Origin of the sequence: Undibacterium sp. RuRC25W (assembly GCF_049339825.1) — a bacterium.
Lineage (GTDB): Bacteria > Pseudomonadota > Gammaproteobacteria > Burkholderiales > Burkholderiaceae_D > Undibacterium.
The window spans coordinates 37,374-59,375 of the sequence record NZ_JBMPPD010000009.1 but is presented as its reverse complement, the minus strand read 5'-3'; the positions used below and the strand labels follow the sequence as shown (position 1 = coordinate 59,375).

Genomic DNA, 22,002 nt, shown 5'->3' with positions numbered 1-22,002 from the left:
CTATGCTTAGCAACGTTCACCAGACAAAAGAATACACACCATGTTTCATATTAAATCGTTAGAGTTGGTTCATTGGGATTACTGGCAGCGGATTAAAAATATTCCGCTCGATGCCAAGATCATCACCATCGCCGGTCAGAATGGTTCTGGCAAAACGACGCTGCTCGACGCCTTACGTACCTTGTTCGGTCTCGAATGCTCAATGGGACGTTCGTATAAGCACTATGCACGACATTCTGGGCAGCAGACTGCGTGGATACGCTCTGTCGTCGATAACAGTGCCGTGGGTCCGCAGATATCGAATCGCCCTTTCCGTATGTCAGGCTTGTATGATGATGAAGTGACCTTATTTTGTAAGATTGAAAAAAATGGTGGCGACTGGAAGCGTCAATACTTGATGCGCGGTGGCAAAGTTGAAATTGAAGAAGTCACAGAAGCCAATGACTGGCTAGGTGTCGAAAGCTATCGCAAACGGTTATCTCATGCGGGCCTGTCTAACGCCATGGGAAAAGTACTGGCACTAGAACAAGGTGAAACCGATAAGCTCTGCGAATACGCACCACGCCAATTACTTGACCTGGTATTTCAGGTATTTGGCGATAAAGAGGTGCTCGATGCCTATGACGACGCTAAGCGCCATCAACGCGATACAGAAACCGAATTGCAACGCTTTGAGACAGAGCTCGAAGCAGCAAAAGCGAATCTGGAAGGTTTGCGCCTCAAAGTCGCGAACTACCATCAATACGAAAGTCTGAGCAAAGAAAAACGTGACCTGCAAGAAGAGATTTTACCGACCCTGCAATACCATGAGGATCTGGAAAAAGCGAACGCGACCAGCCATTCGTTACGCGCCTCTAAACGTTTTCTGAAAACACAAGATGAGGCCTTATCAGAGCGACGTCAACATCTCGCCCAACAAGCTCAACTCGTCACCGAAGCAAAGCAAGCGGAAGCCGCATTAGAATCAGAAGAATCGGCACTGCGCGAAAAACTGTCGCACATCAATGCCAAACTTAAACCGCAAGAAAGCTTATTAGAACAAAAAGCGCGTCTGCAAAAATTAGCGGCAGAAGCGGATGCAGATGTCGCCACAATTGCCGACGATCTAGAAAAAAAAGAAGCTGAACTTTCTCGTCAAAAAACTGAACGCGATAGCCTGAGCCAGCGTATTGCCGCCGAGATGGACACGATCGCTGCGCTTCAGGGCAAATCGAGTTTACCCGATCCGGAAAACGTCCGGCAAATGCGACGTGCACTCAAAGAAGCGAATATTGAGCATTGCATGCTGCCCGATATTGTCGAAGTCACCGATCCGCAATGGCAAGGCGCGGTCGAAGGCGTATTGCGCGGTTATACATCCGTGATCCTGCTCGATAAAGCAAGTGACGCTACTGCTGCTTACCGGATTGGTGAAAAACAAAAATATAGCCACTTCATCGTCCCCGATCGTATCAGTGCTCCGATCGTGAAAGACCACAGCTTACTGTCGGTAGTGAACTTCACCGCACAAGCACCTGGATGGCTGATCGAACAATTACAACGTATTGATACCGTCGCTTCGATTGAAGCGGGCATGAAGCTACCACGCTCTCAAGAATGGATTACACCAGACGCTTATCATTTTGAGCGCCGTGGAGGCCGCTCCTTGTTTGTGGATGTGTCGCGCTACCGCTTTGGTAACGCAGGCCGTACACAACGTCTCGAAGCGCTGCTGAAATCCTTACCGCGTCTGCAATCGCAAGAAGATGTGCTGACGATGAACATCAGCAAACTCGCGGGTGAAATCAGTGCTTACAAAGCGCGACTAGCTGGTGTCGATGCGGCAAAAGAATTAAATGCTCGGCATGCAGAGTTTGAAGAGGCCACCCGTAACACCCAGCCACTCAAACAGCAGCGTATTGAAGTCGGTAGCCGACTTGGTGAATTGGCGCCATTACTGAAAGCAGCGACAGAACGACGTTCAATTTCTCACTTAAAATGGGAACAAGCCAAAGCGGCGATTGCCGATGCCGAAAACCAATTACGCACCTCAGAAAAACGTCATGCTGAAGAACGTAAAACACAGTTTGAAACACTGCGTACTATGCGTACGACGTGGCAGACATTACCACCCAACTGGAAACGCAGCTCGCACCGCAAAGAGCTCGTCGCCGAGCATGAAAACGTCCACCAGATCGAACTGCGCATCCGCAGCCTGAGTAACAATTTAGCGCGTGATGACTGGGAGACCGATGCGACCGTGGTGGACCAATACACACGTTTAAATACCTTATTGCAGGGACGCCAGGCCGAAACCGACGAGCGTCGTTACCAGAATAACCGCGCTATCGAAGCGACCGTCAATGCACGCGCTGCGTATATGGACAGACTACGCTTCACGATTAAGTCGTATAGTAAAAATATCAAACAGCTCGGTGAATTAGCTGGCATCGAAGTCCACACCGATCCGGTCAAGTTAGAAAATGACGATATTCAACTGGCACAGGCGGGTTTGCATGTTCGCTTCAAGTTCGATGGCAAAGGTCCGATCGGCATGAACGACGGTGAGGCATCCGGTGGTCAACAGGTCATGAAATCGCTGATTTTGCTGATCGGATTGCTCAAGTCTGAAGACGGCTCCGGCGGCTTTGTGTTCATTGACGAACCGTTTGCCCATCTGGATATTCGTAATATTCAGTTGGTTGGCGAATTCCTCAAAAATACCGATGCACAATATTTGATGACGACACCATTGACACATAACACTGATGTCTACGACCCATCTGAACTAACACTGATTACGAGCAAAAAGAAAAAAGATACTGAATGGGCGCAGCCTATTTTTGTCTTGCAACGGAAAACGGAAAAAACAAAAGAGCGGGCATAAAACAAGGTGTCGACGGGGTGACGTCAGGTTAAACACAAAACCAACGGACATCCCTTGGCACTGCCCCTCCCCCTCAACGGCAATCATCAAACTTGCCGCGATAGCAGTGTTATCATGCAGACTTTACATAGTTTTCCACCGCATCTATGTCTATCCCCGCTACCGTCGAGCAAACTGCTACCGTAAAAAAATATCTGCCTTGGGTTGTCGCTATTGCCCTTTTTATGGAGCAATTAGACTCGACGATTATCAATACAGCAGTGCCTGCTATGGCACAGAGTCTACAAGTCACGCCATTAAGTCTTAAAGCCGTCGTCACAAGTTACATTTTAAGCTTGGCGGTTGGTATTCCGGTCAGTGGCTGGATTGCTGATAAGTTTGGTACACGCAGGGTATTTAGTCTGGCAGTAGCTATATTTACCCTCTCATCTGCCTTATGTGGTCTCTCGCTTAACTTACCCATGCTGGTCGCGGCACGCATACTGCAAGGGATGGGCGCCGCAATGATGATGCCCGTTGGGCGACTGACTATTGTGAGAACGTTTCCCAAATCAGAATTACTCACTGCGATGAATTTTGTGATTATTCCGGCGTTAATTGGACCGCTACTTGGCCCGACTGTCGGTGGATTAATTGTACATTGGCTATCTTGGCGGATTATCTTCTTTGTCAATATTCCGGTCGGTCTGGCAGCGCAATACTTAATCCATCGTCATATGCCGGATTATTATGGCGAAGTGGCACGTCCATTGGATGTGAAAGGATTAATTCTGTTTGGCACAGGCGCGGCACTACTCTCCTGGTTACTAGAAATTTTTGGTGAACATTCGATTTCGGCAACATTAACTTTATCGTTGTTTGTGCTGTCATTGTGCTTGCTTGGCTGGTATGGCTGGCACTCGCAGCACACGACTACGCCGCTGCTGAAATTGCAATTATTTACGGTCCGCACTTTCCGGGTATCCGTGGTGGGTGGATTTATTACACGCCTTGGACTTGGTGGTTTGCCTTTTCTGCTGCCGTTACTATATCAATTGGGACTCAATCTGCCTGCCTGGCAGTCAGGATTATTGATGATGCCCGCCGCTGCCGCAGCGATGTTCATGAAATTAATTGCCAGCCGGGTATTGCGACGTTTTGGATATCGACAAGTGCTGATCGTCAATACGTTAATGATCGGCGTCACGATTTGTACTTTTTCTCTGGTTACGCCAGCGACACAATGGTATGTGATCGTGCTTCTGAGTCTGACACAAGGTTTTTTTAATTCTCTGCAATTTACCAGCATGAATTCGATGGCTTATGCCGATATCAAACCTGCAGATTCCAGTATGGCCAGTACGATTGCCAGCACGCTACAACAAATGTCCATGAGTTTTGGTCTGGCCTGCGGCTCGTTAATGACAGCCTGGTATCTGAGCGGCCTACCTCAATCAGACAAAATCGCTGTCACCAATGCATTGCACAATGCCTTTTTAACTCTGGGCATCATGACGCTACTGTCGTCAATCACTTTCTGGACGCTGCGTCCAGAAGATGGTGAAAGTGTCAGCAAAGGTGGGGCATAAATCGTCGCACGGCAATCTGGGTTGGTTGGACAAACAACGATTTCTGATGACAGACAGGCATTTTCTTGAGAAGTGCATATGGATGAGACACGAGTATGTCATTCATATTCGAATAAAAAAGGCGACTCGCATTAATAAAAGAGCGTCCCTTTTTTTCAACACGTGACATCAGTTGACGTTACGTTTTAATATCGCATTCAATTCGCCATTCTTTTTCAGGGCTTCAATTGCTGCATTCAGACGTGGCAGCGCATGCGCTTTACTTGGATGGACTCGGAGCATAATATCGCTTGACTGTACGTAGCGTCCCTCTTCGCAATTGTATTTTCCAGCATCGACTTTAGTCCAATATTGCTTCACATATTGACTGATGATGATCTGGTTAAAACGATTTGCTTTTAGCATGGTCAGCAAACTGGGATTGGTATAAATATCAGCGCGTTTAATGCTTCCGTTGGCAAACGATGCGTCAAATTCCGGATGGCTATAGTTAGCGATCACGCCTATCGTTTCACCTTTAAAGCTAGTAACGGATTCATGCTTTCGTCTTTCACCAGGGCGATAGCAAAGAATATCATTCACCGTCACAAATGGATCGCTATATAAACCTGGTACCGATGATGTACTGCGCCATTTTGGATTGACACCCACTTCGATGTCAGTGATGCCCATTTCAAACGCCTGGAGTACGCGTTTAATAGGAAGAACCTGCTCCTCTAGTTGGTCGCCACTTTGATGAGCAATTGCTGACATCACCTCTGGAAAAATACCCGTAACTTTGCCTGCTGTTGTGTAGACAAATGGTGCATCTCCGCCGTCATAATATGCGATGCGAAATGTTTCTGATTTTGCGGCAACGCTCATTGATATTGCCAGAAGAAACAATATGGGTTTCAACATCTTTACACTAAGATCTTATCAATATAAGGATGAGTATATCAATGAATTTGAGATGCGACTATGGTGTTCAAGCGCAATTGATGCAGACTAATAATCGCCTCGCGTGTTGGGGTTGCGACTGCATCTCGCAATGTGTAGCCATCAAGTACCGCATAAAAGCTTTTCTGTGCCTGATCGAGTATACGTTTAAGTTGGCAATTTCCTTTCAGTCCACAGGCGGGTTTAGCGCAATCAATTAATTCGACATGGCCCTCCAGGGTCGAAATAAGATGTCCCAACTTATATTTTTGCACGGGCTGCGCCAATGCCATCCCGCCCCCTTTACCGCGTGTCGTCACAATCCATTCCTGCTGTGCTAAAAAATGAACTACCTTAACCAAATGATTACGAGAGACATTGAACTGCAATGCAATTTCAGAAATGGTCACCGGCTCTGTACGGTCAGGATATGTCAAATAAATCAGGACGCGCAGGCCTAAATCGGTAAAGTGGGTAAGTTGCATAAGTTGCTATTCTTGAAGTTCGCAGAACTGGTACGTTATTGTCTCATTAAAACTGGCATGCAGACATCAGCAAACCAGAGAACCCAATACCGAAACACAATTAGCGTACAGCGCTGATGGCAAAAAAACACGATGATAACAACATCGTGTCTCTCGTCTACAAACAATTATGCCGCAACGCCCCCGCTGCCAAAAGCCTCCGCATAAATTTTTCCAGCATCAACACCCAGTCGTTTTAGTGTACCGATTTGCTCCTGCATGAATGGTACTGGGCCGCATACATAATAATCGGCGCCGGGAAGCAAACAAACAGATGCAATCTCTTCTAAGTTTAACCGTCCGCTAGCCTGGTAATCAACCTCGAGTACATCTTGTTCTCTCGGCACTTCGTAATAGATCAACGTCTTAAGGAAAGGATGTTCAGCACTCAATTGTCGAAGTTGTCGCTTAAATGCATGAACACCGCCATGGCGGCAAGCGTGAATAAAGACAATCTGGCGTGTCGAATGTGTTTCAGCCAGGTGCTCGAGCATCGATACCTTGGGTGTGATGCCGACCCCCGCGCTAATCAACACGACGGGGGTGTTGCGATCTTCATGCAAGAAATAATCGCCCATTGGTGGCGCGACATCGATCAGACTGCCCTCTTTCACATTATCATGAAGCTGCTGCGAAACCAATCCATCAGCTTGCAAACCATTCCCCTGCGCGCGTTTGACGGAAATCCGCAAGCTGTCTTTTCCAGGGGCTGCTGACAGACTGTATTGACGCGCCTGACTGACGCCAAGTGATGGAATAGGTAATTTGACCGAAATATATTGCCCCGGTAAATAGGTAGGCACTTTGCCACCGTCTGCAGGACTGAGATAAAACGAAGTAATCTCGTCACTTTCAATCACTTTTTCCGCAACGTTAAAACTACGCCAGCCACTCCACCCGCCATTCTGATTGACCGCCTGTTGATAGATCATCTGCTCTTGCGTTATCAATATATCTGCTAGTTGACCATAAGCGGCAGCCCAAGCGGCAATCAGCGCATCACTAGCAGCATCACCCAGCACTTCTTTAATTGACGCTAATAAATGCTTACCAACAATAGCGTAGTGTTCTGCACGAATCCCGAGACTGACATGCTTATTCGCGATCAGTCGTAAGGCGGGTTCTAATACCTCCGGATGATCGATGTGCTCGGCATAAGCAAGTACCGCCATCGCCAATGCTTGCTGCTGCCGTCCAGTTTGTTGGCTCGTTTGATTAAACACTGGTTTGAGCTCAGGGTTATGCGTGAACATGCGAGCATAAAAATGGCGCGTCAATGCCACACCGCTTTCCTTGAGGACTGGTACGGTTGACTTCACCAATTCGCGTATAGAGGAATCTAACATAATAAACCTTGTAAATATATTTTAAATACATCTTTTAATGTAAGCGACGACCGAGTCAGCGGCATCATTGACCACATCTTGCCTGAGCGCATGCTTAGCATCATATCCGATTTAAAATGTATTTTCAATACACCTTTAAAAGAACGCGAAAGTACCCTGTGGCGCGCACGTCGCTTTTACTCGTTTCAGCGCGTGCCCCCAAGCATTTTATTTGTATAGTAGTGAGAAGTCGGAGAATGGCTACAAGCTTGCGTGAGGATTCAAATGTAGACGTTGATCATTTGCCTCGAGCGCTGCCTGACATTGAATACATCGCTCGGCGGTAGGTTCTACCTCTAAGCGATTAAATGGAATGGGACCACCGCATTCACAACAGACATCGGCGATGTTTTCACTCAGACGTGCTTGTGCTCGCTGTAAAGACTGCCATTCCGCATGCTCATGCAAGAATTGAGACATGGCATCATGATTGAGCACATCAGTGATAACACCATCGCCTTCGCCACTCTGATGGTCGAGCTGTTGAGGATTGTGCTGGCGCAATTCCGCCTGAATTTTTTGCTCCAACGTGTCTAACGTTGATTTTAATGTTGCTTGCTGTGCGAGATTGAGGCTCATATTTTTCCCTTGAGACTTCATAGAAAAGAACTCAATGCAAGATCAAGTCCAATGGCTAACATTGGCATATGAGAATTGTGAGTGAGTTCCAAAGGCTAACATGGAGAAGCCGTCGTTAAAAAAACGACAAGCAGCATGTTCGACGATTATGCGATTGAGATTACTCTACTTAAGATGAAAAGTTTTGATAAAACTCAATACTTATGAAAGCTGTTTTATTTGAAGTAGCGAATTAAAAATCACGTCTAACATCGTCGCTATTTCTTTAATTGAATGCATCAACGATGCCACATCGATCTGAATGGCAACATGAATAAATGTGGTTCAAAAAAAAGCACCATAAAGAAAATTTCTTCATGGTGCCACTGCTTTTGATTCCATCCTTAAGACGTCAACAACCTAAGAAAATCCCGAGACTGCGTGTCATCTGAAATGAGAGATCAAAATTCTTCCCACTCGTCTGTTGCAGCTGCATTCGATTTACTCGCCTTGAGCGCGGGTGCTGCTGGACGGGATTTTGGCGCTTGCTTTGGCGCTGGTTTTACTGTCAGCGTCTGATGACCCGCAGAGCTTGTAGTGCGTGGCTTAGCGGGTTGACGTTGCGCGTGATTTGGCGCCCCGCCAGTGGTCGTGCTGTTGTGCAATTTAAAAACAGAAACGACTTGGCTTAAGCGAGTTGCCTGATCCTGTAATGAAGAAGCCGCCGCCGCTGCCTGCTCAACCAACGCCGCATTTTGCTGCGTACTTTCGTCCATGTGAATGACCGCATGATTGATCTGATCGATACCGGCACTCTGCTCATGGCTGGCATTGCTGATTTCACTGACGACATCGTTCACTTTTTGGATACTAGTGACGATATTCGTCATCGCCACACCAGCCTGATCAACTAAGCGTGTTCCGGAGTCGACTTTTTCTACGGAGTTATCAATCAACGTTTTAATTTCTTTTGCTGCAGATGCAGAACGTTGCGCTAAATTTCTGACCTCAGCGGCAACCACAGCAAACCCACGACCTTGTTCTCCAGCACGAGCAGCCTCAACAGCAGCATTGAGCGCGAGAATATTTGTTTGGAAAGCAATGCCATCAATAACACTAATGATATCGACGATTTTTCTGGATGAATCATTAATCGCGGCCATCGTTTCAACAACTTGAGAAACAACCGAACCACCTTCAACTGCAACCGTGGCCGCAGCACTCGCCAATGTATTCGCTTGACGTGCATTGTCAGAGTTTTGTTTAACTGTGCTGGTGAGTTCTTCCATCGACGAGGCGGTTTCTTCCAATGCACCCGCTTGTTGCTCGGTGCGGGATGATAAATCCATGTTGCCAGTGGCAATTTCTGCAGACGCTGTTGCGATCGCATCCGTTCCCTGACGAATTTCTGTACAAATCACTTCGAGGCTGCTCGCCATTTCTTTGATTGAGCTCATCAATTGGGCAATTTCATCGGAACCAGACGCATCAATTTGTTGGGTCAAATCACCTGCGGCAACTGCCGTCGTCACTCTAATTGCTTCTTCCAGTGAACCGACAATTTTCTTAATCAAACTCAACCCCATGATGGTGATCACTAAAATTGACATCAGACTAATTCCAGCGGAGAGCCAGTTTGCATGGTTTAGGGTTTGTTTTGCATCATTCGATCCTGTATCACCGAGTTGTCTATTGTATTGACGATGTGCTTGTATCGCCGTGGTCATTTGCTCGATTGTGTCGTGACTGCTGAACATCTCTTGCAAAGCTTCTTCATGCTTACCATCTATCTCTTTGGTGATAACGCGATTAAGAAGTGCGTAATACGCTGCGATCTTAGTCCGAACATCAGTTAATAAAGCTTTATCTTTATTATCAGAAATATCGTCCTTTTCGTATTTGGCTAGTGCTTTTTCTACCTTTGCTTTATCACTCTCGATACCAGTGTAATATTTTTTCTTTTTTTCGGTATCCATTGCCGCGAGACTCTGCCATATTTTAACTCGCATATTGTCAACGTTATCACTTACACCATCTATTTCAATTAGACTTGGAACGGTGTTGGCATTAGCATAGTCTGCAGCATCAAATACCCGTTGGATTTGATATAAATTGAGACCAGCGGCAAGTAACATTGCAATACCGACAAAAATAATCAATATATATAGGCGCTTAGCAATGGTCATTTTCGAATCCCCTCAAATTATCTTAATATTACTTAAATACAATATATTTATAGTATTGGCATTCACTTTCAGGTAAGTGACTCCAATGTGTATAACAATAGGTCATTTCCCGCACGGCAATATATAAATATTGTTATTTTCAATATAAATACACATTCTTCAGCAATAATAGTTCACCAACAAAACGCATTAACTATTGTTCTTCGTAGAGAGAACGAACTCTCAAAAAAATCGACGAGACTTGGGTGTTGCAACCCAGACGATCGCGCTTATTACTTTAGTCCAGTTATTGCATGACAAAAGAAAAAATTGGTGTTTTTTGATAAATTTCGTGAAAGCCACTAATGCAAAAAAATGACAAAAAAAAAGAGATAACCATTGCCGCTATCTCTTAGTCAATAATCAAGGATAGGCCAAAATCTATTGCCTCGCTGATTATTTTAGTATTGATAAATTTCGTTCTTATGCTTGTCGATAATTATTCAGCATTTTGTAACTTCTGGCGTAAAAAGCAAAAATCAGTGCCGCTAAAAGTGCAAAGCAAGCAAAAAAGAACATCAGAAATGCCGTTGAGCTAATACCAGTGGTTCTAATTTGCGCTAAAACAGTCGGGCTCTTCACGCTCGCATCTGCCAATAAAACCCAGAGATTACCGATGGTAACGGAGAGGCTCCAGAAACTCATGATCACGCCTTTCATCGCTAACGGTGCTTGTCCGTAAGCGAATTCAAGGCCAGTGGTTGAGACCAATACTTCACCCAATGTTAGTAGCGCGTAGGGCAAGACTTGCCAGGTCACCGACAGCGCATCGCCACCATCCATGGCTAACTGCAACAATCCGACCACAATCCAGGCAATACCAGAAAAAGCGATCCCCAATCCCATACGACGTAAGGCCGTCAACTCAAATCCGATACGTCTACAAAATGGGTACAGGACCAAATTATTGAATGGGATCAACAGCATCACCAACATCGGATTTAAGGCCTGCATCTGCGACGACTGGAACCACGACGGTTTTGTCATCGAGTCAGCTTGGACGACCCACGTCGATGCTTTCTGATCAAAGAGCGACCAGAATGGCGTCACCAGCGCAAAGATAACCAACACTCGCAAAACAGAGCGAACACCATCGACGGTCGCATCGGGATGTACGCCATACGCGCGGTCCAATTGTATCCACGCCCCAACGCCACCAAAACCTAGCAGGGTAACAAGTGCCAGACAAAATGCAGGCACCAGGCCTAATGTCGGCGTCTGCGCCAACGCAGTCATTGCCACGACCACACCTGCGACAGCGATGAAAAGGCCTGTACGGGATTGACCGTCTACTTTCGTCACTAACGCTGTACGCACCACATTGAGAAAGGAATGAGGGTCTTTAACAACGGGGGCGACGTGAACATATTTTTTCCGACCCGACCAGAAAATAATCGTAGCGATAAACATCAGGATACCGGGAATACCAAATGCCACGCTGGCCCCCAATTGCTTAAGGAAAATCGGCATCAGTAATGAAGCAAAAAAAGATCCAAAATTAATGATCCAATAAAACGCATCAAATACTTTTTGCGCTAGGCTACGATTACTTTGATCAAATTGGTCACCAACAAACGATGACACAAGTGGCTTAATCCCGCCAGAACCTAGCGCAATCAAAAACAAGCCGACATAAAATCCGCGTGGATTATCGTCAAACATCGCCAGACATGCATGCCCGGCACAATAGACCAGGCTGAGCCAGAACACCGTATTGTATTTACCAAAGAAACGATCCGCTAACCAACCACCGAGCAACGGGAAAAAGTACACCCCAATCACAAACGTATGAAAAATTTCTTTTGCCATACCGGCGCGTGCGCTTTCCGGCATCGACAAGAGCAAACTACTAATCAGGAATACGGTAAGGATGTTCCGCATTCCATAAAAGCTAAAGCGCTCACAGCCTTCATTGGCGATGATATAAGGTATTTGTGGCGGCATTTTGGGCTGCACAGCGGTTGCTGCTGTTTGACTCATTTATATCTCCAGTTCAATAATTTTTTTGAAAATGAAAAAACGGCCTGGATAAGGCCGCTTCTAAAAAGTCTAAGAATATTGTCCTCAGACTTGTATCTGGAAACGTTGCTGCCGTTATTCAGATAAGCAACGGCGAGCGAGTATCCTGATTTAAAACTGGCAAGTCAAGTAAGATTTGATCCACTTTACTGCTTGCCAATGATACCTAAATAACAGACGAAACAGACGACGGTTTATTTTTGCGGAAGAGGCGGAAAGGTATCCGATATATAAACCGGATCAGTGTTATCGTCAACAACGCCTCAATAGCGGTGAGCACCCCAGCAAATAAAGCGTTCCAACGCGCTGCGCGATAACGAAATTTCGCCACCATACGATCACGAGAAATTTCTATACTGTCGTAGAAAGTAGGAACAACCAGTAACGTCAACAAAGTCGAGGTAATCGTCCCACCAATAATCGCAATCGCCAAGGGACGATAAAATTCGCCCCCTTCACCCATACCAATCGCTACAGGTAGCATCCCCGCAATGAGAGCGAACGTTGTCATCAAGATTGGTCGTAAGCGTTTACGGCCTGCGTACATCAGAGACTCCTCTCGATCAAAGCCCTCTTCCTCACGCTTACGTGCGCAGTCGAGCAATAAAATCGCATTCTTTGCCACTAAGCCCATCAACATGATGATGCCAATAAAACTCATTAGGTTGAGTGTGCCGTGCGTAAGAAGCAACGCCACTACCACGCCAATCAGACTCAGTGGCAGGGATAGCATCACAGCGATCGGCGCGGTGAATGACCCAAACTGCATGACAAGAATCAGATACATCAACCCAATCCCCATCACCAGAGCAATCGCCATTTCAGTAAATAATTCTTTCTGATCTCGGGCAGCGCCGCCCAAATCTAACGCATAACCTGGAGGAAAACTCATTGACTTCGCGATTTTCAGCGCATCAGCAGTCACTTCTCCAGGTGAGCGCCCCTGCGTATTCGCCGATACTGCCATCATACGTTTGCCATCGGTATGCTTGATCTGGGAGGGTCCTTTTCCCATGGTGATTTTAGCGATTTGTTCCAAAGGTACCATGGTGTCGCTGTTATTCACAGCAATCGGCAAGCGTTCAATATTTTCTGCATTCATTCTGTCATCTGGATGCAATCGTACGGCAACATCCCGAGCTTCACCGGTAGGATCAACCCAATCTCCAACCTCAACGCCAGCGAAAGCGACACGGAGTGCCTGCGCGGCATCATTGACAGAAATACCGAGTGAATTTGCCAAACCACGGTTAAGTTCAATCTGTAATTCATCCTTCGGCTCTTGCTGGGACAGGCCCACGTCAACAGCACCGTTAACCTGCCGTAACTTATCCATAAACTCATTGGCAATCGTCAATAACTTTCTGGCTTCAGGACCGGAAAAATTAATCTGTACCGGTTTACCACCGCCGTTACTCAGATCATCCTGCACAACGTACTCGGCACCAATCACTTGCACCAATAACTTACGTAAATCAACGGCAACCTCTGCTGCAGATTGTTTGCGCTCTGTACTTTTGCCGATGTCAACATATACCCGTCCTCCACCGCTATTGACCGTACTATTGGTTGCCTGAGTCACTTTCATTGAACGAGCTAACTCAGCTGCCTTCTCTACTTTGAGGCGAGAATATTCCAGACTCGATGAAGAAGGGGTGCGAATATCAATATAGATCGTGCCATTATCCGAACTGGGTAAAAAACTGGAGCCACCCAATGTGGCATGTAATGCGATTGCACCAACAAATGTTGCCGCTGCAATCAATGCCATCCAGACGCGATGATGTAGCGCCCAGGCGATGACGTTGCCATAGCGATCTGACTGATGATCAAACCAGCTATTAAATTTGGCCAACACCAGACTAATGCCTTTTTTAGGCATCAGGTGATGACCTACCGGATCGCCCCAATATGCTGAAAGCATAGGGTCAAGCGTGAAAGAAATAAATAAACTGACCAACACGGAACTGGCAACGGTCAAAGCAAATGGCCGGAACCATTCACCCGAAATACCCGGCATAAATGCTACCGGAATAAAAACTGCAATAATTGAAAAAGTTGTCGCTGCAACCGCCAAACCAATTTCCTTGGTGCCGTTGCTTGCCGCTGTACGACGATCGACACCCATCTCCATATGTCGGACAATATTTTCGCGCACAACGATCGCATCATCGATCAGAACCCCAATCGCTAATGACAATCCTAACAAGGTCATAAAATTGAGAGTGAACCCGCTCAACCAGATCGCAATAAAAGCAGCGATCACTGAGGTCGGCAAACTCAGTGCAGTAATTAACGTAGAACGCCATGAATTTAAAAATACATACACAACGAAGATCGTCAACACGGCACCAAACATCAATGATTCAATGACGTTATTGAGGCTACTTTCAGCATCTTTACCGCCATCTTGCGTGACCTCTATTTTGGTACCGACTGGAAATGTTTTATTCATCTCCTTGACGAGATCACGGACACGGTTTGCCACAGAAACGGTACTCGCTTCGCGTGAACGTGTAATAGAAATGCCGACATTGGGCTTACCATTATGCAGGCTAAAACCATTGATTTCAGAAAAACTATCCGCAATATCTGCGACTTGCGCTAAGCGAATAATTTCATTACCCCGTTTTTTAACGACAATCGACTGAAACTCTTGTGGCGATTCGATGCGACCAATTAAGCGTATGCTCTGCTCAGTCAAATGCCCGGTAATTTTACCTACCGGTGCAGTTGTGTTCTGGTTGCGCAAAGCATTCACGACTTCGGAAACAGAAACATTGTATTCACGTAACTTTTGGGCATGCAGCAGGACGCTGAGTTCGCGTCGCAATGCACCATCAACCGTGACCGTTGCCACACCATCAATGGCACGAAATTTATCGGCTAACTCATCTTCTGCTTTACGCGAAATTTCGGCATGACTTAGTGAATCTGACGAGAGCGCCAATTGCATAATCGGTTGAGCAGAAGGATCAACGCGCTCCAATACTGGCTCTCGCATTTCTACGGGTAATTTATAGCGAACGGAAGCGATCGAATTACGTACCTCATCCGAGGCTTCGACCATATTTTTGCCAAAATTAAAAATCAGGACAATCGTCGCTGAACCCTCATTTGCCGTTGAGCGCAGTTGATACACACCGGTAATACTCTGCATGGCTTTTTCAACGCGATTGATAATCTCGCGTTCGACCGTATCTGGTGAAGCACCAGGATAAGGAATACTGACGACCAATACCGGTTGCTGCACATCGGGGATCTGATTGACTTTAAGTTTTTTCAACGCCAGCAAGCCTAACGCCATCAACGCGATGATAATGACAATCATCGCGATGGGACGTTTAATACTGAAATCGGATAAGAACATGGCTTATTTCCCCGCTGGAATGGCGACTGTTTGCGGCGCGATACCAGGAACAGCTTGTGGCAATTGACTCGATGCTGAAGCGACTAACGACAATTTCTGCCCTTCTTTCAAAGTGGAAATCGGATTACGTATCACCTTATCTCCTTCTTTCAGACCGGCCTGCACTGCATAATCACCATGGCGGGCGTCACGTTGTCCAACATGTAAAATGACTTTATTCATATGCCCATCCTTGACTAACCATGCATAAGACTTATCTCCCTCTCGAACTAAAGCAGAGCTGGCGATAGTCAATGTCTGGGTGCTTGTCGACTCAATCAGACCTTCAGCATAGAGACCAGAAACGCGTGGTAGAGATTTATCATCAAAGCTCACTAACACTTCCACCTGACGCGTCGTCGCATTGGCGGCCAGATCAATACGCTTGACCTTGCCGCTAAATTCCTGCTCGCCGTAACCATTGATATGGAAACGGACAGATTGACCAATCTTGACGTTGTTGATTTTGTCGGCGGACACCAGACCTTCAAACCGCAAACTGGTTGGATCAATCACCTTCACTAATTCTTTACCTAACTGTGCTGTATCACCCGCTGACACTTTACGTTCACTGACGACACCATCAAATGGTGCACGAATTTCGGTGCGTTGTAGCTGTTGGCGTGCTTGCACTGTCCGTGCTTTCGCTGCGACCAGATCACTTTGGGTATTGTTGCGACGGATCTCCGCGTCCTCTAGTTGTTGTGTGGAGGTCATGCCGGATGCCCGCAGTGTCTTGAGACGCTGAAATTGTCTCTCAGCCTGATCAAACGTTTGTACCGCCGCACGTTCTGCCTCTTCTGCCGAATGCAGACTATCTTTGATAGAGGTATCGTCAAGACGAACGAGCAAATCACCTCGTTTTACAGTCTCGCCATTTTCCTTAAACACTTGTAGAACGACTGAAGATAGCTCCGCACGTAAATCGGCTTTTCGCTCCGGCTCGACTGAACCTGTAATCACGGGCCCCGAAGAGAGTGCATTACTATGTATCAACAACAGATCCTCTTGTGTCACTAACAAAGGCTGATCTGTCAATGCAGCCGAAGCACCTTCTTTTGCGTCATTTTGTTTGTCTTTATTACAGCCCGCCAGTACTAAGGTAATAGCTAACGTCATCAAACTAAGTCGTAACATGGTGAGTCTCCGGATTTCAGGTAATTCAAATCAAATGAAAATGAAGTAGCATTCTATGAACATTATTTATCCAAGCCACCAAAAAACCGGACTTCGCGCAGCACGATCATGTCGCTGACAATCCGAGTATCGGTGCACTTCGCAGAAGATAGCGGGGCGGCTCTTATGGATATTTCTTATCAGCTAAGCAGTATCTATGAGACTTAAAGTTCTTGTCAATCAAGCATTGAACAATTCAAAAACTAATTTATATTCAACGGGTTAATACACTGTTTCAAACGCCATAAGCACACTCGTAGTACAACGTACTGCCTTATTCCACTTGCAAATTAAGCCTAAGTCCGGTAGTCTCCGCCCTCCTTTGCTTTTCCGTCATTGTTTGTGTCTTCCTCAGTTAACTCCACGTCCATCTCTAGCCAGCCCCTCTCCCAAGCGACCGTTTTAATTGCCACGGATGTCTTTGGCCACACACCAGCAGTGGCGAGCTTGGTACGTCAACTAGGTACCAGCGCAATCGTCGTCAGCCCGTGGGATACACCGGAACCTGTATTTCGTACAGAACAAGATGCCTATCAGGCATTCATTATCGATGGTGGTATTGCGCGCTATGCAGAGAAACTGCAACGCATTTGTAGCCAACATGATCATTTACGTTTCATCATTGGTTTCAGCGCCGGTGCAAGTGCGCTCTGGATCAATAGTGAGCACGTTCATATGCAGAAAATTCACACCGCTGTCTTGTTTTATGGCTCGCGTATCCGCGATTATCGCGATATCAAGCCGGCGTGCCCAGTGCGTTTGATTTTTGCGGAACATGAAGTGGCATTCGCAACGACTGAACTAGTCAGCGATCTCCACCAACGAGGTTATCCCGTCGAATTGGTGAAGGGGACAAAACACGGCTTTATGAACGCCTACTCCCGCGGCTATTGCGTGAAATCCCAGACACGTTACACGGCCGAATTAATTGCGTTATTGCATGCTAAAGCGAATAAAGTAGCTGCATAACGTCAGCGTATCGAGCAAAAATAACGCCTCGTTCAAGCAGCGATGCAGCGGATAAAGATCGCCTGAAAATAGCAACATATTAAAATAACCATAATATTTGAGTTAACACCCTCTCCTACCTTATACTTCGCCCCGCGTGACACAATCACCACCTAAATGCATTAATGACAACAGCCCGTCATTCATTGCTTGTTTTTTACATTTTTACCCATTTTCATTACTTTTATTCACTTTTTTGCAGAATATGATTCAGCCTTATCCGGCACTTTGAGTCAGTCTTCTGCGCGGAGCCATAAGCATGACCGCTTTTGTATTTAACGAAATCAACTTTGATAACCACGAACAAGTCGTCTTTGCTTCTGAAGCAAAGTCGGGCCTGAAAGCAATTATTGCTGTTCACAACACCAATCTCGGTCCAGCCATGGGTGGATGCCGGATGTGGAACTATGCCAGCGAAGCCGAAGCTGTGCGCGATGTACTGCGCCTCTCGCGTGGCATGACCTACAAAAACGCCGTTGCCGGTCTGCCTATTGGCGGCGGTAAAAGCGTCATTATTGGCAATCCAAAAACCGACAAAACCCCTGCCCTGTTCGAAGCTTTGGGCGAAGCACTTGAACGTCTTAGCGGTCGTTACGTGACGGCAGAAGACGTCGGCACCAGCCCCGCCGATATGGCAAGCGTTGCGAGCAAAACAAAATACGTTGCAGGTCTCGGTGATCGTGGTGATCCATCCCCATTCACTGCATTAGGTTGTTTTGTTGGCGCACAGGCTGCTGTCAAACATCAGTTAAAACGTGACTCCATGGAAGGCCTGACAGTAGCACTGCAAGGTCTGGGACATGTTGGTTACGACTATGCCCGTCGTTTAAAAGAAGCAGGCGCGAAGCTGATCGTTGCCGATATTGATCAAGGTGCGCTCAAACGTGCACAAGAAGAGTTAAATGCTGAAGTGGTCGGTATCGATGCCATTTACGATGTAAAAGCCGATATCTATGCCCCATGTGCACTCGGTGCCACGCTGAATGAAAACACACTGTCCCGTCTTAAAGCCACAATCGTGGCAGGGGCAGCCAATAACCAGTTAGCGACACCAGAGATCGGTGAAGCTTGCCGTCAAAAAGGTATCTTGTACGCACCAGATTTCGTTATTAATGCCGGCGGTATTATCAAAGTCTGCTACGAGTACTTGAACACACCAGAAGATGGCATGGACGCGCATGTTCGTCGTATCGGTGACACCTTAGCAGAAATATTTGCCCGTGCTGATGCGGAAGGTCAGGCAACAAGTATTGTTGCGGACCGTATTGCAGAACTGAAATTCAAGCGCTAAACCTTAAAGCACGCTGACGAGAAAGCCATCTGTTCAACGCAGATGGCTTTTTTATTTGAATCCTGCAAGATTTTACGATAATGTTGGCTTCACGATGCTTCTTCTGAAAGTGACAAGCAATGACCATTCTCACCACAAAGCGTCTGCGTCTGGAGCCGATCGCCGACCACCACCTTGAAGGTTTGTGTAAGTTAAATAGTGACCCATTGGTGATGCGTTACATCACAGGCCAAGCCGAATCGCGTGAACAGACGCTGGAGATGATCGTTCGCGTTAAAGACCGGTGGGCAGAATTTAGCCACTCGTGGTGGAGTATTTTCGATATTGAAAATAATGATCTTATCGGCGCAGGTTGTATACAGCATCTGGGCCGCGACCCAGCCAACCCGCTCGAAGTCGGATGGCGCTTACGTCCAGATAAATGGGCACAAGGGTATGCATCCGAAGCGGCACAAGCGATGGCTGCTTTTGCATTCAACCAGCTCAATGCTGATTTACTCTGTGCAATTTGCATTCCTGAAAATACAGCCTCATCACATGTCATGAAAAAACTTGGCATGACTTATAAAGGGATCGAGCGCTGGCATGACAAAGATGTCGCGGTCTACACCATCAGCAAGGATGTCTGGCAACATCGCTCATAGTTTGATAATTTTTATCTTGTTTTCCTACCATCGCCAATCCTAGCGATATACACAAGGCGTTGCGTCCATTATGGTCAGTCCCATGCATGCATGGATTGAATCAATAACAAGCATCCAGGGACTTGCTGCATCCTAAAAAAAATAGACACAATGTAGCGCCACATCATCAATCGTTATGACCAAACCTATTTCGTACCGCGACAAATGCGTTCTCATTGTCGATGACATGGCTGATATGCGAAGCTCCTTACGCAGCCAGGTTGGCTCACTCGATATCCAGAATGTGAGCGTCGCTGCCAACATACGCGACGCACTCGAATTGCTGGCGCACAAACGTTTTGATGTCATCCTGTGCGATTACTACCTAGGTGGCCCCACTGATGGTCAGCAGTTTTTGGAATATTTACGCACCGGAAACCTGATTAAGCGCGCAGTCAACTTCATTATGATTACTGCAGAAACGGGATACGAGAGCGTCATTACCGCAGCCGAATGTTTGCCTGATGATTACTTACTCAAACCATTTACTGCTGAAACTCTGCGCTCCCGTTTTGCGCGTTTGATCGAGAGAAAATTACACCTTCAAAAAATCGATCAACTCCACGACCAATGCAATTGGTCTGCAATCATTGACGCTTGCGATGAAATGATCAGCCGACCGGATAAATACCTGATCGATGCTATGCGCATCAAAGGAAATGCATTGTTGATGGCTGACAGACATCAAGAAGCCATTCTCTTTTATGAACGGGTGATTTCTCAACGAAAACTACCTTGGGCCAGATTAGGCCTGGCCCGTGCAATGAAAGGAAATGGCCAGTTTGATTTCGCCAAGCAACTATTAAACGAGCTCATCAATGATGCACCTCAATTGCTCTCCGCGTATGATCTTTTAGGAAAAATTCATGCTGAGAAAGGCGATGACGCCGCTGCAATAAGTATCCTTGAAAAGGCAGGCCGTGTAGCACCCAACTCACTCAACCGACAACGTTCCATCGTTGAACTTGCCGAAAAAAATGGTGATTTTCAACGCGTCGAAAGTATTCTGACGTCCGTACTAAAGAAAACCAAAAATTCACCACTGCGCAATCCGGCTGACTATGCAAAATTAAGTAATGCCTATCTGGAAATGAATGACCTTCAAAAAGCTGGCGGCATCATTGACGAAGCGAACATCAACTTTAAAGACACGGGTACCTCGCGGGCACTTTCTGCCGTTGAAGCACAGGTACGCTTTAAAACAGGTCAGCCAGAACTCGCTCAACAGGCACTGGCAAAAGCGCTGGAGGGTGGGACGAATGACATTGCCGACGAGCTGGCATGTCTGATTGCCAAAGCCTGCCTTGTCAATGGAAAACCTGACGCCGCTGAAGGGATTGTCAAGCATCTCTTACAGAACAATCCTGATTCTGCTGCTGTGGTCAAAGCCGTATCTGACATCTATAAAAATCATGGCGGCGAAGAAGCGACAAAAATTCTCATCGAACAATCCGCACAAGAAGTCGTCAAACTCAATAACGAAGCCGTCGTGAAAGCAAAATCAGGCGGCTACGCAGAAGCTGCGCAAATGCTGACAGAGGCAGCATTCCGGCTACCCAACAACCTGCAAATTGTTGCCAACGCAGCGGTCGCCTTACTTGCAGATGTATTCATGAATCAATTCGACATCGGCAAACTCAGACAGGCAAAAAGTTTCGCTAAAGTCATTGAAAAAGCGAACAAAGAGCATCCGAAACTAAAAGAAGTCGCGCACATTCTGCAAAAAATTCAATCTAAATATCCTACCGAATCGCGATCATGAGCCTGATGACGATTGCTAGTCTGACGATACACGACGTCAAAAACCAATTAGCACACATCGCCGGAGCTGCTGAAATAAGGGGGGATGAAGCAACCTTACAAGCAATGCTCAGCGCCTCTGAGATGCTGTCGAGGCTATTAATATTCTTTCGTACCGAGCATGAAACGCTGCCTATCCATATCAACTCTTGTTCACCCGAAGAATTGGTGACCGAACTGACCATCAATCACATTCAAAAACCAGACATTTTAATTCAATCAGAAACGAGTGCTTCACCTGTGTTCTGGATGTACGACGAAGTCTTAATTCGCATGGTATTAGTGAACGCTTTACAGAACGCGCTTCGTTACGCACAGCATCAGATAGTGATCAGCGCAAAACAAGTAGGGGCGTTCTTAGAAATCAGTGTCCATGACGATGGCCCTGGTTTTCCGGTATCGTTCATTGAAGAGGACGAACCAATTTCCCACGTCAGCTTACATGGCACAGGCTTAGGACTACTTTTGGCTAGACGTATCGCAGCATTACACAAAAACGATCACCACCATGGCGAGATTCAATTATTGAATCAGCATGGTGCGTTGTTTATCTTACGCCTCCCTGCCTGAAC

General features: G+C 46.5%; 15 protein-coding genes. 7 read left to right on the top strand and 8 right to left on the bottom strand.

Going from position 1 to position 22,002, the window contains the following annotated elements; all coding sequences use genetic code 11:
* Positions 1 to 40: 40 nt before the first annotated feature.
* Both ACO0KV_RS06275 and ACO0KV_RS06270 read left to right on the top strand, forming a co-directional pair.
* Entirely contained in the window at positions 41 to 2,866 is a 2,826-nt protein-coding gene (locus ACO0KV_RS06275) for an ATP-binding protein (RefSeq protein WP_423041003.1), read from the top strand.
* Between the two features lie 146 nt (positions 2,867 to 3,012).
* Complete coding sequence (locus tag ACO0KV_RS06270) at positions 3,013 to 4,434, top strand: DHA2 family efflux MFS transporter permease subunit (RefSeq protein ID WP_423041001.1); 1,422 nt, start codon at positions 3,013 to 3,015, stop codon at positions 4,432 to 4,434.
* Between the two features lie 168 nt (positions 4,435 to 4,602).
* Here the strand turns inward: ACO0KV_RS06270 and ACO0KV_RS06265 are convergent, their stop codons facing one another.
* From ACO0KV_RS06265 to ACO0KV_RS06230, 8 genes are all read right to left on the bottom strand, one after another.
* Positions 4,603 to 5,298, bottom strand: a complete 696-nt coding sequence (locus ACO0KV_RS06265) for a substrate-binding periplasmic protein (RefSeq protein WP_423040999.1) — start codon at positions 5,296 to 5,298, stop codon at positions 4,603 to 4,605.
* Positions 5,299 to 5,372: 74 nt separating this feature from the next.
* On the bottom strand, positions 5,373 to 5,837 hold the full coding sequence (locus ACO0KV_RS06260) for an RrF2 family transcriptional regulator (RefSeq protein WP_423040997.1): 465 nt from the start codon (positions 5,835 to 5,837) through the stop codon (positions 5,373 to 5,375).
* A 167-nt stretch (positions 5,838 to 6,004) separates the two neighbouring features.
* On the bottom strand, positions 6,005 to 7,222 hold the full coding sequence (hmpA, locus tag ACO0KV_RS06255) for an NO-inducible flavohemoprotein (RefSeq protein WP_423040995.1): 1,218 nt from the start codon (positions 7,220 to 7,222) through the stop codon (positions 6,005 to 6,007).
* 240 nt (positions 7,223 to 7,462) lie between these two features.
* The gene (locus ACO0KV_RS06250) at positions 7,463 to 7,840 is read right to left on the bottom strand and encodes a TraR/DksA family transcriptional regulator (protein ID WP_423040993.1); all 378 of its coding nucleotides are present in this window, start codon (positions 7,838 to 7,840) and stop codon (positions 7,463 to 7,465) included.
* A gap of 440 nt (positions 7,841 to 8,280) precedes the next feature.
* Positions 8,281 to 10,005: a methyl-accepting chemotaxis protein gene (locus tag ACO0KV_RS06245; RefSeq protein WP_423040991.1), complete on the bottom strand. Its 1,725-nt coding sequence runs from the start codon at positions 10,003 to 10,005 to the stop codon at positions 8,281 to 8,283.
* Between the two features lie 462 nt (positions 10,006 to 10,467).
* Entirely contained in the window at positions 10,468 to 12,024 is a 1,557-nt protein-coding gene (locus ACO0KV_RS06240) for an oligopeptide:H+ symporter (protein ID WP_423040989.1), read from the bottom strand.
* 205 nt (positions 12,025 to 12,229) lie between these two features.
* Complete coding sequence (locus ACO0KV_RS06235; protein ID WP_423040987.1) at positions 12,230 to 15,433, bottom strand: efflux RND transporter permease subunit; 3,204 nt, start codon at positions 15,431 to 15,433, stop codon at positions 12,230 to 12,232.
* Between the two features lie 3 nt (positions 15,434 to 15,436).
* The gene (locus ACO0KV_RS06230; RefSeq protein WP_423040985.1) at positions 15,437 to 16,609 is read right to left on the bottom strand and encodes an efflux RND transporter periplasmic adaptor subunit; all 1,173 of its coding nucleotides are present in this window, start codon (positions 16,607 to 16,609) and stop codon (positions 15,437 to 15,439) included.
* Between the two features lie 381 nt (positions 16,610 to 16,990).
* On the opposite strand from ACO0KV_RS06230, the gene ACO0KV_RS06225 reads away from it, so the two are divergent.
* The 5 genes from ACO0KV_RS06225 (at position 16,991) to ACO0KV_RS06205 (ending at position 22,000) form a co-directional block, all read left to right on the top strand.
* Positions 16,991 to 17,617 carry a hypothetical protein gene (locus tag ACO0KV_RS06225; RefSeq protein WP_423040983.1) on the top strand — a complete coding sequence of 209 codons (627 nt, stop codon included), beginning with the start codon at positions 16,991 to 16,993 and terminating at the stop codon, positions 17,615 to 17,617.
* A gap of 298 nt (positions 17,618 to 17,915) precedes the next feature.
* On the top strand, positions 17,916 to 18,947 hold the full coding sequence (locus ACO0KV_RS06220) for a Leu/Phe/Val dehydrogenase (RefSeq protein WP_423040981.1): 1,032 nt from the start codon (positions 17,916 to 17,918) through the stop codon (positions 18,945 to 18,947).
* Positions 18,948 to 19,066: 119 nt separating this feature from the next.
* Complete coding sequence (locus ACO0KV_RS06215; protein WP_423040979.1) at positions 19,067 to 19,591, top strand: GNAT family N-acetyltransferase; 525 nt, start codon at positions 19,067 to 19,069, stop codon at positions 19,589 to 19,591.
* A gap of 175 nt (positions 19,592 to 19,766) precedes the next feature.
* Positions 19,767 to 21,392, top strand: a complete 1,626-nt coding sequence (locus ACO0KV_RS06210; protein WP_423040977.1) for a response regulator — start codon at positions 19,767 to 19,769, stop codon at positions 21,390 to 21,392.
* Positions 21,389 to 22,000 (top strand): sensor histidine kinase, encoded by a 612-nt coding sequence (locus ACO0KV_RS06205; RefSeq protein WP_423040975.1) that lies wholly within the window; start codon positions 21,389 to 21,391, stop codon positions 21,998 to 22,000. The genes ACO0KV_RS06210 and ACO0KV_RS06205 overlap by 4 nt, the downstream gene beginning before the upstream one ends.
* The last annotated feature ends 2 nt before the right edge of the window (positions 22,001 to 22,002 follow it).